This is a genomic window from Nocardioides dilutus (assembly GCF_054779555.1).
In genome coordinates, this window is the sequence record NZ_BAAGYA010000001.1 from 953,318 (window position 1) to 967,136 (window position 13,819).

Annotated in this window: 12 protein-coding genes; 6 read left to right on the plus strand and 6 right to left on the minus strand. The window is 72.5% G+C overall.

Translation table 11 applies throughout. The features are described from left to right. Nucleotides 1–17: 17 nt before the first annotated feature. Nucleotides 18–998 carry an NAD-dependent epimerase/dehydratase family protein gene (locus ACYVC6_RS04710; RefSeq protein ID WP_460711475.1) on the minus strand — a complete coding sequence of 327 codons (981 nt, stop codon included), beginning with the start codon at nucleotides 996–998 and terminating at the stop codon, nucleotides 18–20. 78 nt (nucleotides 999–1,076) lie between these two features. Between ACYVC6_RS04710 and ACYVC6_RS04715 the strand changes: the two genes are divergently transcribed. Together ACYVC6_RS04715 and ACYVC6_RS04720 are read left to right on the plus strand one after the other, a co-directional pair. After that, nucleotides 1,077–2,417: an MFS transporter gene (locus ACYVC6_RS04715; RefSeq protein WP_460711477.1), complete on the plus strand. Its 1,341-nt coding sequence runs from the start codon at nucleotides 1,077–1,079 to the stop codon at nucleotides 2,415–2,417. After that, a complete protein-coding gene (locus tag ACYVC6_RS04720) occupies nucleotides 2,417–3,028 on the plus strand; it encodes a hypothetical protein (RefSeq protein WP_460711479.1) in 612 nt (203 codons plus the stop codon). Before ACYVC6_RS04715 ends, ACYVC6_RS04720 begins: the two co-directional genes overlap by 1 nt. A gap of 13 nt (nucleotides 3,029–3,041) precedes the next feature. Here the strand turns inward: ACYVC6_RS04720 and ACYVC6_RS04725 are convergent, their stop codons facing one another. Together ACYVC6_RS04725 and ACYVC6_RS04730 are read right to left on the minus strand one after the other, a co-directional pair. Beyond that, entirely contained in the window at nucleotides 3,042–4,529 is a 1,488-nt protein-coding gene (locus tag ACYVC6_RS04725; protein WP_460711481.1) for a M1 family metallopeptidase, read from the minus strand. Then, nucleotides 4,522–5,076 (minus strand): RNA polymerase sigma factor, encoded by a 555-nt coding sequence (locus ACYVC6_RS04730; RefSeq protein WP_460711483.1) that lies wholly within the window; start codon nucleotides 5,074–5,076, stop codon nucleotides 4,522–4,524. The genes ACYVC6_RS04725 and ACYVC6_RS04730 overlap by 8 nt, the downstream gene beginning before the upstream one ends. A gap of 71 nt (nucleotides 5,077–5,147) precedes the next feature. Here ACYVC6_RS04730 and ACYVC6_RS04735 point away from each other — a divergent pair, with 71 nt between their 5' ends. Then, the gene (locus tag ACYVC6_RS04735) at nucleotides 5,148–6,641 is read left to right on the plus strand and encodes a serine/threonine-protein kinase (protein WP_460711485.1); all 1,494 of its coding nucleotides are present in this window, start codon (nucleotides 5,148–5,150) and stop codon (nucleotides 6,639–6,641) included. A gap of 8 nt (nucleotides 6,642–6,649) precedes the next feature. Here ACYVC6_RS04735 and ACYVC6_RS04740 read toward each other — a convergent pair whose 3' ends face one another. Then, nucleotides 6,650–7,303 carry a hypothetical protein gene (locus ACYVC6_RS04740; protein WP_460711487.1) on the minus strand — a complete coding sequence of 218 codons (654 nt, stop codon included), beginning with the start codon at nucleotides 7,301–7,303 and terminating at the stop codon, nucleotides 6,650–6,652. A 197-nt stretch (nucleotides 7,304–7,500) separates the two neighbouring features. Here ACYVC6_RS04740 and ACYVC6_RS04745 point away from each other — a divergent pair, with 197 nt between their 5' ends. Next, on the plus strand, nucleotides 7,501–8,991 hold the full coding sequence (locus ACYVC6_RS04745) for a DHA2 family efflux MFS transporter permease subunit (RefSeq protein WP_460711489.1): 1,491 nt from the start codon (nucleotides 7,501–7,503) through the stop codon (nucleotides 8,989–8,991). A 123-nt stretch (nucleotides 8,992–9,114) separates the two neighbouring features. Continuing rightward, nucleotides 9,115–10,638, plus strand: coding sequence for an amidohydrolase (locus tag ACYVC6_RS04750; RefSeq protein ID WP_460711491.1), 1,524 nt, complete (start codon nucleotides 9,115–9,117; stop codon nucleotides 10,636–10,638). A gap of 15 nt (nucleotides 10,639–10,653) precedes the next feature. On the opposite strand, the gene ACYVC6_RS04755 is transcribed toward ACYVC6_RS04750, so the two are convergent. Together ACYVC6_RS04755 and ACYVC6_RS04760 are read right to left on the minus strand one after the other, a co-directional pair. Continuing rightward, the gene (locus tag ACYVC6_RS04755; RefSeq protein WP_460711493.1) at nucleotides 10,654–11,295 is read right to left on the minus strand and encodes a fasciclin domain-containing protein; all 642 of its coding nucleotides are present in this window, start codon (nucleotides 11,293–11,295) and stop codon (nucleotides 10,654–10,656) included. Between the two features lie 100 nt (nucleotides 11,296–11,395). Then, nucleotides 11,396–12,598 carry a PucR family transcriptional regulator gene (locus ACYVC6_RS04760; protein ID WP_460711495.1) on the minus strand — a complete coding sequence of 401 codons (1,203 nt, stop codon included), beginning with the start codon at nucleotides 12,596–12,598 and terminating at the stop codon, nucleotides 11,396–11,398. Between the two features lie 85 nt (nucleotides 12,599–12,683). On the opposite strand from ACYVC6_RS04760, the gene ACYVC6_RS04765 reads away from it, so the two are divergent. Then, nucleotides 12,684–13,817, plus strand: coding sequence for a ferredoxin reductase (locus tag ACYVC6_RS04765; RefSeq protein ID WP_460711497.1), 1,134 nt, complete (start codon nucleotides 12,684–12,686; stop codon nucleotides 13,815–13,817). Nucleotides 13,818–13,819: the final 2 nt, after the last annotated feature.

The following is a 13,819-nucleotide window of genomic DNA, read 5'->3' on the forward strand; positions in this document are numbered from 1 at the left end:
GCTGCTGGCGGGCGGGGTCAGCGGCCGTGCCAGGCGGCGAGCAGCTCCTGCTCGCGCTCGCGGCTGATACCGGTCTGCACGGCGTCCGGGGTGACAACCGCCCACGCGAGGGTGTCGCGCGCGGACTCGGTGACCGGCCGGGTGGTGAGGCCGGCGGCCGCCGGCAGGTCGGCGTCGTGGGCGAGCATGCCGTCGTATTCCGGCCGCGGCAGCCACAGCGGCAGGGAGTCGGGGCCCGCCCACGCCTCGACGCCCCGCTCGGCGAGGAACTCCTGGTCGACCCAGGTGAAGGTCGGGACCGTGCCGACACCTTGGGCCACCTGGTCGAGCAGGTCGGCGAACCGCTGCACCGGCCCGATCCCGTCGACGACCCCGGTGCGCTGTGCCTCGGCCGAGTCGACGATCCAGGTCGCCAGGTCGCGGACGTCGATCACCTGCACGGTGTCGTCCGGCGAGCCCGGCGCGAGCACCTCGCCTCCGTCCCGCAACCGCAGCGGCCAGTAGGTGAAGCGACCACTCGGGTCACCGGGGCCGATGATCAGGCCGGGGCGGATCACCAGGGCGCTCGAGGCGCCGTCGAGCACGGTCCGCTCGCACGCCACCTTCATCGGCCCGTATGCCTCCATGTCCTCCCGCAGGTCGACGTCCTCGGTGATCGGCTCGAGCTCCGGCGTCACTCCGGGGCTTCCACCGGGCACCGCGGTGTCGGCGTAGACGCTGATCGTCGAGACGAAGATCCAGTGAGGACCAGGCAGCGCCGCGACCGCCGAGCGGACCCGGGACGGGTGACGGGCCACGTCGACCACCGCGTCGTACGCCGCCTCGGTGAGCTGTGCTGGCGCGGGCTGGTCGCGGTCCCACGCGAGGTGGGTCGCCCCGTCGGGCACGGAGCCGGACTCGCCGCGGCAGGCGCAGGTGACGTGGTGGCCGCGACGGACAGCCTCCGCGGCGACCGCCCTGGACAGGAACACGGTGCCGCCGAGCACGAGAAGCCTCATGACGACCACGCAACACGACGGGGGCGACTCGCGACAAGCGATTCAGCCGAGGGCGGAAGAGCCGGGCAGGATGGCCGGGTGCGTCGTGCCGTGGCTGCCCTGCTCGCGGTGACCGTGGCCCTCGTGCTCGCGGACTCTGCGGTGGTCACGCTCGCGCTGCCCGACATCCTCCGCCACCTGGACACCACGGTCGGCCAGGTCGCCTGGGTGCTGATCGCGTTCAACCTGGTCCTGGGCCTCTGCGCCGTGCCGACCGCCATGGGCTTCGCTCGCGGGCAGCCGCGTTTCCTGACCGCCGTCGGGATCGCGGTCTTCGCCGGCGCCTCGGCGTGGTGCGCGCTGGCCGGCTCGATCGACGTGCTGATCGCGGCCCGATGCGTGCAGGCGCTCGGCGGCGCGCTGGCCCTGGTCGGCTCCCTGGAGCTCCTGGTCGAGGAGCTCGGCGAGCGCCGCGGGGTCGCGACCTGGGTCACGGCCGGGGTGATCGGCACGGCGACCGGACCGGTCGCCGGGGGGCTGCTCACGCAGGCGATCTCGTGGCAGGCCATCTTCGTTGTGCAGGTGCCGTTCGCCGTGCTGGCGGTGCCGGCCGCGCTCGCCGTGCGGGCCGCCCCGGAGCGAACAACGGACCGGCACCGGCCGGCGCTGCAGCCCAACCTGACCCTCGCCCTGCTGTCGGCCGCGCTCACCGCGGCGTTGTTCCTGCTGGTCCTGCTCCTGGTCGAGGGCTGGCGCCGGTCCCCGGCGACGGCCGCGCTGACGGTGTCCGTCGTGCCGGTCGCGGCGCTGGCCGCACGACCACTGGCCCGGCTCCTGCGACCGCCACCCGAGGTCGAGGTCGCGGCCGGGTGCTTCCTCATCGCCGGCGGCCTGGTCGGTCTCGCCGTTCCTCCTTCGGCGGAGCTCGCGTGGACCATCGCGCCGCAGGCGCTGGTGGGACTGGGGCTGGGCCTGACCGTCGACCGGCTCACCTCCCAGGCCATGGAGCTGCGCCTGCCCCGGGTCAGGCACGCGGGGTGGACCATCGGCGCGAGGCACCTCGGCGTCGTCGTGGGGCTGGCGATCCTGACGCCGGTGTTCACCGCCGACCTGCGCGACGCCGAGGTGCCGGCCCAGGAGGCGATCGCGTCGCTGGTGCTGGATGCTCCCCTGGAGCCGCAGGACAAGATCGCCATCGCCCAGGCGCTCGGTCGCGAGCTGTCGGACCAGCGGGGTCAGGTCCCCGACCTGCACCGCGCCTTCGTGACGGCGGACCTCGAACCCGAGGCCCGCCCGGCCGCAGCCGAGCTCGAGCGCGACCTCGACGCCCAGCTGGAACGGGCCGCCACCCGGGCCTTCCGCGACTCGTTCCTCATCGGGGCGGGTCTCGCGCTCGTGGCCCTGGTCGCCGTCATCGTATTCCGTAGGCGGAGGAGCTGATGAGGACCTTCCTGCGGATGGCGGGCCTGCCGGCGGTCGCCCTGGTCCTGGTGAGCGGCGTGCTCGGCGTGCAGATGGCCAACGGCGGAGGGGACTTCGAGCCGCTGCGACCGGCCGACCCGTGTGCCGAACGGTCCGTCACCTCACAGGCCGAGGGCATCGACGGCCTGACCGAGCGACTGGTGCTGCTCGGGATCGACGGCGCCGCCTGCCGCCTGCAGGTCAGCCGCGAGGCGCTCACGCTGGAGCTCGCGCAGCCGGGCCCCCGCACCGACGCCCAGGTCGACGCGCTGCGCGAGGGCTTGGTCGCCGCCGTGGGCCGGATGAAGGACGACGGGTCGCTGCCCCCGGCCTCGGAGCTGGTCGAGGAGGCGATGGACAACGCGGACCTCAACGGCTTCCTCGAGGCCGCGATCCGCGCCCTGCCGGACGCCTTGGTCAACGCCGCCGTCAAGACCGACGACGTCCTCATCCGGGCGATCAAGGACCTCGACCTGCGCCTTATCCTGGAGAACCTCGACGACCAGCACGCCCTCAACGCCCAGATGGAGGCGGCGGTCACCCAGGCCGTGAAGGACTCGCTCGTCGCCCGGCTCCGCGACCTGATCTAGTCACAGTGGCTTGCTAGTCCCGGGGCGGGGTCGTCTCGCCGAGCAGCCACGCCTCGAGGAACGCGTTGAGCTCCTCGCCGGTCTGCTCCTCGAGCCATGCCCAGTAGTCCTCGCGGTCCGAGCTGCGGTTGTCGCGCGCGGCCGGCCACTCGCGCACGAGCCGGAAGAACTCCTCGTCACCGATCCGCTCGCGCAGCTCGTGCCACATGAGTGCGGGGCCGTAGTAGATGTTGCCCTCGCCGAACTCGCCGGCGTCGTACGCTGCGGGCGGCCCGGACTCGGTGCGGGCGGCCTCCTCGTCGTCGGCGTAGCGATCCAGCTGCTCCTCGATGGTGATGCCCAGGGCCTCGGCATCCCACATGAGCTGGAGGTACATCGCCATACCCTCGTTCATCCAGACGTCGCGCCAGTCGTCAGGAGTCACCTGGTCGCCGTACCAGTGATGGGCCATCTCGTGGACGAGGACCTGCTCTGACATGGCGTAGTCGGTCATGCCGAGGGTGATCATCGTCTGGGTCTCCATGGCGCTACGCGAGTCGACGAGGACGAACCCCAGGGTGTCGAAGGGGTAGGGCCCGAGCCGCTCCTCGAGCCAGTCGAGCCCCGCCGCGGCCTTCTCGAGCCCGCCGGCGAGCTGGGGCGAGTCCGCCGGCACCCAGTAGTCGATCTCCACCCCGCTGGCCGAGGTGTTGGAGGTGGTCGTGTAGTCCCCGAACGCGACGGTGGTGAGGTAGGACGCCGCCGGCTCGGCCAGGTGCCACTGGGTCGTGGTCGTGCCCGCCGCGTCCTGGCGCTCGGTCAGCTCGCCATTGGCGACACCGACCCACGGGGACGGCACGGACAGCGTGAAGTCGTAGAGCGCCTTGTCGGACGGGTGGTCGTTGACGGGATACCAGGTGTGCGCGCCGTAGGGCTCCTGCATCGTCCAGGCCTCACCTGACGGCGTGATCGTGAAGCCGGCGGTGCTGTAGTCGTCGCGGGTGGTCGGTGCCGCGACCGGCTCCGGGGTGCCGGCATAGCTGATCTCCACGGCGTAGCGCTCGTCGGTAACCACGGGGGCGGCCACGACCAGGTCCTTGCCCTCGTGGGCGGCCTCCACCTCGGCGCCGTCGACCGTGACCCGGCTGACCTCGAGCGCCGGTCCGAGGTCGAGCTGGAACGACTCCGAGTCGGCGGTCGAGCGGAACACCAGCGTCGCGACGCCCTCGAGGGTGCGGGTGGCCGGCGTCCAGGCCAGCGCCAGGTCGTAGTGGAGCGCATCCACTCCTGGGTCGCCCACCTCGGGGTAGTAGGAGTCCTCGACCGGGTCGCTGAGCGCGACGTCGTACGCCGGGTCGTCGACGTCCGGCGTCACGGCGGCCGGTTCCGGTGTCGCCGCCCCCGACGGTGGCGGCCCGCCGCTGACCGTCTCTCCCTTGACGGCCGACAGACTCGCGCCGCACCCGGTGAGCAGCAGGGTCGTCAGCAACAGCGCCGGCGCGACCGCGCGGCGATCACGCATCGCCGGCCGCCAGCATGGGGCGGACCAGCCTGCGGCCATGGTGGATCTGCGCCTTCACGGTGCCGAGCGGCACGCCGACCTGCGCGGCGATCTCCTCGTAGGCCAGGCCGTAGACGTCACGGAGCAGCAGCGGCTCGACCATCTGCGGGTGCTCGCGCTCGAGCTCCTCCATCGCCTCGAGGAGGTCGAGCCGGGTGCCGGCGATGACGCTGGTGGTGCGCGGGTCGGGGCGCTGCATCCCGTCGTGCGCCTCCGGGTCCGCGGCCACCGCCTGGTTCTTCATCCGGCGGTAGGCGGACCGCGCCGAGTTGACCGCGACCACGTGCAGCCACGTGGTGAACCGGCCGCGACCGTCCCAGGTGTCGATCTTGCCGGCCACCTTGATCAGCGCCTCCTGGCAGGCGTCCTCGGCGTCGCCGGAGTAGGGCAGCACCCCACGGCACACCGCCAGCGTCCGCGGCCGGACCGCCCGGAGCAGGTCGTCGAGGGCATCGCGGTCGCCCGCCTGGGCGCGGCGCGCGAGGGCATCGATGTCGTCCGGCTCCACGCCCTGACGATAATCAACCGGTGTCCATGCCCCCGCGGCCGATGCCCCAACGGCCGACGCCCCAACGGCCGATGCCCCAACCGTTGGGGCGCTACGTGGTGCGGCGGCGGATCGGCAACGGTGCCTTCGCGACCGTGTGGCTGGCCTACGACGAGCAGCTCGACTCGCCCGTGGCGGTGAAGGTGCTGGCGGACAACTGGACCGACGACGACCACATCCGGCGGCGCTTCCAGGAGGAGGGTCGCTATCTGCGCAAGGTCGAGTCGCCGCACGTGGTGTCGGTCTACGACGCCGGGGAGCTCGAGGACGGCCGTCCCTACCTGGTGATGTCGTACGCCGACCAGGGCACCCTGGCCGACCGCCTCGAGGTGGAGGGGCTGACCGTGGCGCAGGCCATGGAGGTGGTGCGCCAGGTCGGCGCGGGCCTCCAGGCTCTCCACGACCGCGACATCGTGCACCGCGACGTCAAGCCCGCCAACGTGCTGTTCCGCAGCGTCGGCGCGCACAGCGGTGGAGGCGACGCCACCATTCGGGCGATGGTGGGCGACCTCGGCCTCGGCCGGGCGCTCGACATGTCGTCGCGTCTGACCATGGTCGCCGGGACCCCGTCGTACGTCGCGCCGGAGCAGGCCCGCGCCGAGGCGCCGGACGCGCGCGCCGACCAGTACTCGCTGGCCGCCCTGGCGTTCATGCTGCTGGCCGGCCGGCCGCCGTACTCGCCGCTGAGCCTGGTCGAGGCGGGCCACCCGGGCCCGCTGCCGTCGGTCTCGACCGCCGAGCGTCCCTACCCGGCCCAGGTCGACACGGTGCTCCACCGCGGGCTGGCCCACGACCGCGAGGACCGCTACCCGAGCGTCAGCGCCTTCGTCACCGCACTGGAGGCTGCTCTCGGGCCGGCGGTCGAGGACGCCGCGGTGGCCGAGGCCTGGCTACCGGTCGACCCCGATCTCACCCAGCCCGGGCCGCGGCCGACGTCCGGGCCGGGGGCGGAGCAGCAGCCGGTCTCGACCGAGCGGCCGGCTCGCCGCCGTGGCCGAGTGGTCCTGGTCGCCTCGGTGGTCGGGCTGCTGGGGCTGGGACTCGGCGTGCTGGCTGGGTACGTCGCCCAGGGAGTCCCGGAGGAGCCGGATCCGACGCTTCAGGACGTCACCGGCACGGTGCAGGTCACCGTCCCGCACGAGTGGGAGCAAGCGGTGGCGGACCAGGGCTGGGAGGACCCCGGCGACTCCGGCATCGTGCTTCCAGCTCTGTCGGTCGGGACGTCCGCCGCGTGGACCGACACGTCGTCGCCTGACCAGGGGGTCTTCGTGGGGCTGCTGCCCGGCACCCGGTTGCCTCCGCAGCTGCCTCAGCACCCCGAGTGCGCCGACGCGCAGGAGCCGGTTGCCGACCAGACCGACGAGGGTCCGTCGGTGACGGTGGTGCACACCGACTGCCCGGGGGGCGTGACCGTCGAGCGGGTCGTGCAGGTCAGCGACAACCGGCTGCTGTGGGTCCAGATCCGCAGCGCTGACCGGGCCACGGCCAACCGCGTGCTGGACTCGGTCGAGACCTCGGGCATCTAGGACGCGCGCTATGCCACGGGCGTCCGGCGAACGATGGACTCGGTGACCCGGTCGAGCAGGTCGGCCAGCCCGTCGCGGTCGGTCAACCGGCCTACCACGACGACCGTCACGAACGCCGGGTCGGTTGGGTCCTCGGCCCCGTCGAGCGAGAGGAACCGCTCCATCGCCAGCCGACGGTGGTCCTCGCTGACGTAGGTCGCCACGAAGGTGTCGTCGGTCTGGGTCTCCACCTCGAGCTCGTCCACGACCTCGCGCAGGGCCGCGATCCGGGCGTCGCGGGCCTGCTGGACCGACAGCCGCAGGCTGGTGATCAGCTTGACCCGCAGGAAGTAGGTGTTGAGCGGCAGCGCAGGCGGGTTCCACTTCGACTCGACGAAGTCGGGATCCGTGCGCAGCCACCCGACCGGCGTTCCGACATCGACGCCGAAGGCCTTGTTCCCGACCTTCTGCGTGTCGAGCTCGAGGGCGGTAGGCATCGGCGGGGACGTCGGGTCCGGCAGCACCTCGACGTGCCCCGCAGGGAATCTCGGGGAGCTCGCGGGCACTGGCTCGGCGGCGTCGAACCGGGCCGGTGGCTCCGTGGTCGCGGCAGCCCAGGCATACCCCGCCCCGGCCCCGAGGAGGAGCAGCACCAGGAATAACCCGATGACGCGCCGGTTCACACCCAGGAGACTAAGCGCCGCGTGCTGACCGACGTGCCACCGCAAGCACAGCAAGTCCGGTCGGGCGCGCTCGCCACCCGCGCTCGCCACCGATGAGCAAACGATGTTCGACGGGTCTGTCGTATCGGCCGGCATCCGTTCGTGGACGTGGTAGCAGCAACCCTTCTGGCCGACGTCCACACCTGAGAGAGGACACCATGACCGCCACGTGTGACACCGCCGACTCCGAGCCCACAACGGGCCCCGAGCAGACGACGGACACCTCCCGCCGCGCCCGCTGGCTGGCGCTCTACGTGCTGTGCCTCGGCGACCTGATGATCGTGCTCGACCAGAGCATTGTGAACGTCGCGCTGCCGTCCATCCGCGACGACCTCGGCTTCAGCCAGTCGTCGCTCGCCTGGGTCGTCAACGCCTACCTGCTGACCTTCGGCGGCTTCCTGCTGCTCAGCGGTCGCCTCGGTGACCTGCTCGGCAACAAGCGGGTCTTCCTGGGCGGCACCACCTTCTTCACCGTCGCCTCGGTCGCCTGCGGCCTGGCCCCCTCGGCGAGTCTGCTCGTCGTCGGGCGCGCGGTGCAGGGCCTGGGCGGTGCCGCGGTCTCGGCGGTCGCGCTGTCCCTGATCATGGGGCTGTTCACCGAGCCGGGCGAGCGGGCCAAGGCGATGGGCGTCTTCGGCTTCGTGATGTCCGGCGGTGGCGCGGTCGGCGTGCTGCTCGGTGGCGTGCTGACCGGCCTGTTCTCGTGGAACTGGATCTTCCTGGTCAACGTCCCGATCGGCGTCGCCGTCCTGCTCGCGGCCCGCGCGGTCCTGCCCGGCGACGACGTCGACCCCGGCAGCGTCAAGCTCGACGTGCCCGGCGCCGTGCTGGTGACCGGTGCCCTGATGCTCGCGGTCTACGGCATCGTCGGCGGCAACGAGGCCGGCTGGACCTCGGCCCGCACCCTCGTCCTGCTCGGCGTGAGCGCTGTGCTGTTCGCCGTGTTCGTCGCCTGGGAGAGCCGGGCCGCCGCACCGCTGGTGCCGCTGCGGGTCTTCCGGTTGCGCAACCTCACCGTGTCGCAGGTCGTCGGCATCCTCTGGGCGGCGGCGATGTTCGCCTGGTTCTTCCTGGCCGCGCTCTACCTGCAGGACGTCCTCGGCTACGAGCCGCTCGAGGTCGGCCTGGCCTTCATCCCCACCAGCCTGGTGATGATGTTCTGCTCGCTGCAGCTCTCCGACCGGCTGGTGATGCGGTTCGGCATCCGGCCGCCGCTGGTGACGGGCCTCGGCCTGGCCGGCCTCAGCCTGGCGCTGTTCGCGATGGCTCCGGTCGACGGCGACTTCGTCGTGCACGTGCTGCCGTCGATGGTCCTGCTCGGCATCGGTGCCGGCATCGCCTTCAACCCGGTGCTGCTCGCCGCGATGGGCGACGTGGAGCCGCACGAGTCCGGACTCGCGTCCGGGGTCGTCAACACGGCGTTCATGATGGGCGGCGCGCTCGGCCTGGCGGTCCTGGTGGCGGTCTCCGACTCGCGCCGGGCCACCCTGCTGGCCGACGGTGCCGACCAGGTCGCGGCCCTCAACGGCGGGCTGCACGTCGCCTTCGCGGTAGGGGCGGTCGCCGCTGCGTCCGCGGCTGCGATCGGCGGGCTGTTCCTGCGGCCCAAGCCGATGGTCATGCCCGAGGGTGCGCCGGCCGCGCACTGACCCCCCATCGACCCGGCGTCGAGACACACGGAATGGCTGCCGCTGCCCGCTCTGAGCAGCCATTCGGTGTGTCTCGACGCCCGCCGCTCGGCCGCAAACCAGTCGTGACCTAACGTCGATCGCGTGTCCGACCTCATCATCCGCAACGTCCGACTGGTGCCGGTCGGGGACGCGGCGCCGTACGACGGCGTCGCCGACGTGCTGGTCGACGACGGGGTGGTCACCCAGGTCGGGCCCGCCGCCGAGCGGCCGGCCGGCGTCGAGGAGGTCGACGCGGAGGGACGCTGGCTCATCCCCGGACTCTGGGACCAGCACGTGCACTTCACCCAATGGGTCGAGGGCCGCCAGCGGCTCGACCTGGCCGGCGCGACCTCGGTCGAGGAGGCGACCGCCATCGTGGCGGCGCGGATCGCCGCGGAGCCCGACAGCCCGGTCATCGGCTGGGGTCATCGGTCGGCGTTCATGGGTCGGGACGGGACCACCGCCGAGCTCGACGCGGTCTCGACCGAGGTGCCGATCCTGCTCGTCAGCGGCGACGGGCACCACGCCTGGGCCAACAGCCTGGCCTTCAGCCTCCTCGGGCTGCCGGTGCGCGACGACGTGGTGCGCGAGAACGAGTGGTTCGACGCCTACCCCAGGATCGGTGTCCTCGCGGGAGCGACGGCCGACACGCCTGAGGCCTACCGCGAGGCCTTGACCGCGGCCGCCCGGCTCGGGGTGGTCGGCTTCGTCGACTTCGAGTTCAACGGGCGCCTCCAGCCGTGGGTGGACCGCTGGCACCAGGGCTGCGACCTGCTGCGGGTCCGCTGGGCGACGTACGCCGCCGGGCTCGACGAGGTCCTCGAGTCGGGGCTGCGCACCGGCGACCTCCTCCTGGAACAGCATGGTCACGGCGCTGACGACGACCGCCTGACCATGGGCCCGCTCAAGATCATCAGTGACGGCTCGCTCAACACCCGCACCGCGTGGTGCTGCGACCTCTACGCCGACGCCGAGGTCCTGGACCACCCGGCCGGCCTGCCCAACCAGTCAGGCGCCGAGCTGCGGTCCCTGCTCGGCCGGGCCACCCAGGGCGGGCTCGAGGTCGCCACCCATGCGATCGGCGACGCGGCCGTCAGCGAGGCGCTGACGGCGTACGCCGAGACGTGGGCGAAGGGGTCGATCGAGCACGCCCAGCTGGTCCAGCGCCAGGACGTCTCGCGGATGGCCGAGCTCGGTCTGCGGGCCAGCGTGCAGCCCGCCCACCTGCTCGACGACCGTGACCTGACCGAGCGGATCTGGCCCGGACGCGGTGACCGTTGTTTCGCCTTCCGCTGGATGCGGGACGCCGGAGTCGAGCTCGCGCTCGGCTCCGACGCCCCGGTCTCACCCCTGGACCCGTGGCTGGCGATCTCCGCCGCGGTGCACCGCAGCGCCGACGACCGCGACCCCTGGCACGAGGAGCAGTCCCTCACTCCGGCCGAGTCGCTGGCCGCGTCCGTCGACGGCCAGCCGACCGTCGGGGTCGGCTCCCGCGGCGACCTGGTGCTGCTCGACCGCGACCCGCTCGCGGTGGGTGGGAGCACGGCCGACACGGCGGCCGCCCTCCGCACCATGCCCGTCGCGCTGACCGTGGTCGCGGGTCGCGTCGTGCACCGGTCCTGCTAGCGGACCGGCTGGGGCTCAGAGGTCAACGGGGCGGAGGACCTGGCTGATCCCGTGGGCGACCTGCTTGTTGCCCCTGTTGACGTCGAGCACGACGACGTAGGGGTTGGCAGCGTCCCGGTCCTTGTCGACCAGGAACACCCCGGCCTTGCCGATGTGCACGCGGAACGCGCCGCCCTGGGCGGTCGTGACCTTCTCGCCCTCGGCCGCCAGCACCTTGGGCGACGTCAGCGTCTCCCCGGCGACCACGTGGTAGAGCAGGATCGTCTCGACGGTGTCGATGCTGCCGGCGATCTTCACGACCTGCTTGAGCGTCTTCGCCTCGGTCTTGGGTGCGAAGCCCTTGATGCTCTTGACGAAGCTGCGGAACGCCGCGTCCGTGGGCACGAACGCCGTCAGCCGGGTGTCGCCGTCGGCGAGCAGGCCGACGGGGCTGGTGGGCTTCGCCTCCAGCACCGCGAACACCGCGGCCTCGACGAGGTCGAAGTCGCCCCAGTTGCCGTCGAGCTTCTGCCCGTCGGCTCCGAGGACCTCCGCCAGGCTGGTGTCGCCGGCCTTGGCGGCAGGTGCTGCCTGCGCCGGCGTCGCGGCGACCCCGGCCGTCGCGGCCAGTGCCAGGCCCAGGATCGTCGTTCCGAAGCGGTTGCGTGCGTGCGTCATGTCTGTGCTCCCTTGGTTGTCGGTTCCCTCCGTGCGGGAGTGGTTCGATACCGACGGCACAAGAGATTGCTTCTTCAACGACACTTCTCCGTACGCCACGTCAGGCGAGCGCTATCAACAGCTCCAGCACGGCGTCGGGGTCGTCCAGCCGGTCGCCGTAGAGCTCGCGGAGCTGGCCCATCCGGTAGCGCACGGTCTGCGGGTGCACGAACAGCGCGGCCGCGACGTCGTCGCGACGGCCCTGGAGCAGCAGCCACATCCGCAGGGTGTCGGCGAGCTTCTCCGCGGACGCCGGCCGCAGGCCCGAGAGCGGCGCCAGCACTCGGGCGCGCAAGTCAGCGAGGGCCGCCTCGTCGGCGTGCAGGACGAGCTGGGGGAGCCGGGCCTCGGTGTCGACCTCGATGCCGAGGGCGTGCGCCCGGACCGCCCGGTCGTAGGACGCCCGCACCTCGAGCCACGGCACGGTGGGGCCGGCCAGCGACCCGCGCTCGCCCAGCGTCCGGAGCAGCGCCGGACGACGCCGCGGGTGCAGGTCCGGCACGAGGAGGAGCGCCCAGCCGGCCGGCACCGACCCGGTGTCACCCGGGTCCGGCACGTCCTCGACCTCGAGCGTGCCCTTGGGGACGACCCCCAGCACGGGCCGCACCTGGGCCTGCGGAACGAGGATCGCGGTGAGCGTCGACGGCGCCGGCCAGCCAGCCCGCTCCGCGGCCTCCAGCACCTCGTCGTCCGGCGCGGCCGTCAGCAACAGGTGGGCGACCCGGGCGAGCAGCCGCTGCCGGACCCGGCCGGTCGTCTCGGTCTCGTCGGTGTGCCCGGCGACACTGGCCGCCGACAGCTCGTCGATGTAGGCGAAGACCAGCTCGGCGAAGTCGACGAGCACGTCACCGTCGACCCCGTTGCGGACCGCCGTACGCGACATGTCCCGCCACGAGACGCGTGCGCCGATCCGGTAGGCCGCGAGCAGGGCGTCGGTGCTGCGGCCGCTGCGGGCCTCGCCCCGGCCGAGCTGGTAGGCACCCTCGACAGCGGGTGCGGCCGGGGTCCGAAGATCGGCGCCGCGGCCCCCGCTCGCCAGCGAGAGGAAGCCGCCGAGCGCGAGCTGCACGGCGTTGCGGATGGTCTCGCCCATCGGCCCGCTGAAGGCGTCGGTATAGCTGGGGACCTCGTCGATGATCGCGGCCACGACGTGCTCGGCGACCCTCGGCAGCTCCTCGCGCATCTGGGTGATGGCGTCCGGAGGGACCCGCAGACCGTGGTCGGCGGTGTGGCGGTGGCCACGGCGGGGGGTCGATCTGACCATCTTTTGTCCTCTACGAACAATAGTGTGGCAAGGGTTCACGTCCGGTGCACAGGAGTTTACGCCCTGGGTGCAGGACTATGGAGACATGGCTACCTTCGAGCTACCGGTCGGCTCTGCGCCCGGTCTCTCCGCACCCAGTCTCCGGGGTGTGTCGCTGCGCCAGCGCCTGCGCAGCCTGGCGGACGCCGCGGTCACGCCGCTGACCGTCGACGACGTCCTCGACGTCTTCCATCCGCTGCGCGCCGGCGCCGAGCTGCGCGGCCGCATCGTGTCGGTGACCGCCGAGACCGCTGAGTCGGCCACGATCCTGGTCAAGCCTGGCAAGGACTGGGCCGGGCACGTCCCCGGGCAGTACGTCCGGATCGGTGTCGACGTCGACGGCGTCCGCCTCTGGCGCACCTACTCGCTGACCCACGGCCCGCGCACCGACCGCTGCATCAGCCTCACCGTCAAGGCGATCCCCGGCGGGGTCGTGTCCAACTACCTCGTCAACCGGGCGCGGTCCGGCGAGATGCTGCAGCTCGAGCGGGCCGAGGGCGAGTTCGTGCTGCCCCAGCCGCTGCCCGACAAGCTGCTCCTCGTGACCGCCGGGTCCGGCATCACTCCGGTCATCGGGATGCTGCGCAACCTCTTCTCGAGGCGTACGCCGGCCGCCACGGACATCGTGCTCGTGCACGTCAACGTCAACGAGTCGACCGCGATCTTCCGCGACGAGCTGCGCGCCCACCACGCCCGTGGGCGGATCACGCTCATCGAGCGCTACGACGAGACGCACGGGATGCTCGACGTCTCCCACCTGCCCGACCTGGTGCCCGACCTCGACGACCGCCTCGCCTATGCCTGCGGCCCGGCCGGCCTGCTCGACGCGCTCGAGAAGCACCACGCCGAACGTGGCCTCTCGCTGACCACCGAGCGCTTCCGCACCGTGCTGCTCGAGGCGGGCGAGGGGGGCACCGTCGCCTTCGCCGACGGCACCCTGCTCGAGGCCGACGGCGCCAAGCCGATCCTCGACGTCGCCGAGGACGCCGGCGTCCTGATGCCCAGCGGCTGCCGGATGGGCATCTGCATGGGCTGCGTGCTCCCTCTCAAGTCGGGCACTGTCCGCGACCTGCGCAACGGCGCGCTCACCTCAGCCGTCCCGGGCGAGACCGCCCCGGACGGCGTACCGATCCAGACCTGCATCAACGCCGCCGCCGGCGACTGCACCCTCAACCACTGACC

Coding starts and splice junctions, on each gene's coding strand:
- ACYVC6_RS04710 (WP_460711475.1), bottom strand. CDS start 998: ATGAGGCTTCTCGTGCTCGGCGGCACCGTGTTCCTGTCCAGGGCGGTC.
- ACYVC6_RS04720 (WP_460711479.1), top strand. CDS start 2,417: ATGAGGACCTTCCTGCGGATGGCGGGCCTGCCGGCGGTCGCCCTGGTC.
- ACYVC6_RS04725 (WP_460711481.1), bottom strand. CDS start 4,529: ATGCGTGATCGCCGCGCGGTCGCGCCGGCGCTGTTGCTGACGACCCTG.
- ACYVC6_RS04735 (WP_460711485.1), top strand. CDS start 5,148: ATGCCCCAACCGTTGGGGCGCTACGTGGTGCGGCGGCGGATCGGCAAC.
- ACYVC6_RS04745 (WP_460711489.1), top strand. CDS start 7,501: ATGACCGCCACGTGTGACACCGCCGACTCCGAGCCCACAACGGGCCCC.
- ACYVC6_RS04755 (WP_460711493.1), bottom strand. CDS start 11,295: ATGACGCACGCACGCAACCGCTTCGGAACGACGATCCTGGGCCTGGCA.
- ACYVC6_RS04760 (WP_460711495.1), bottom strand. CDS start 12,598: ATGGTCAGATCGACCCCCCGCCGTGGCCACCGCCACACCGCCGACCAC.
- ACYVC6_RS04765 (WP_460711497.1), top strand. CDS start 12,684: ATGGCTACCTTCGAGCTACCGGTCGGCTCTGCGCCCGGTCTCTCCGCA.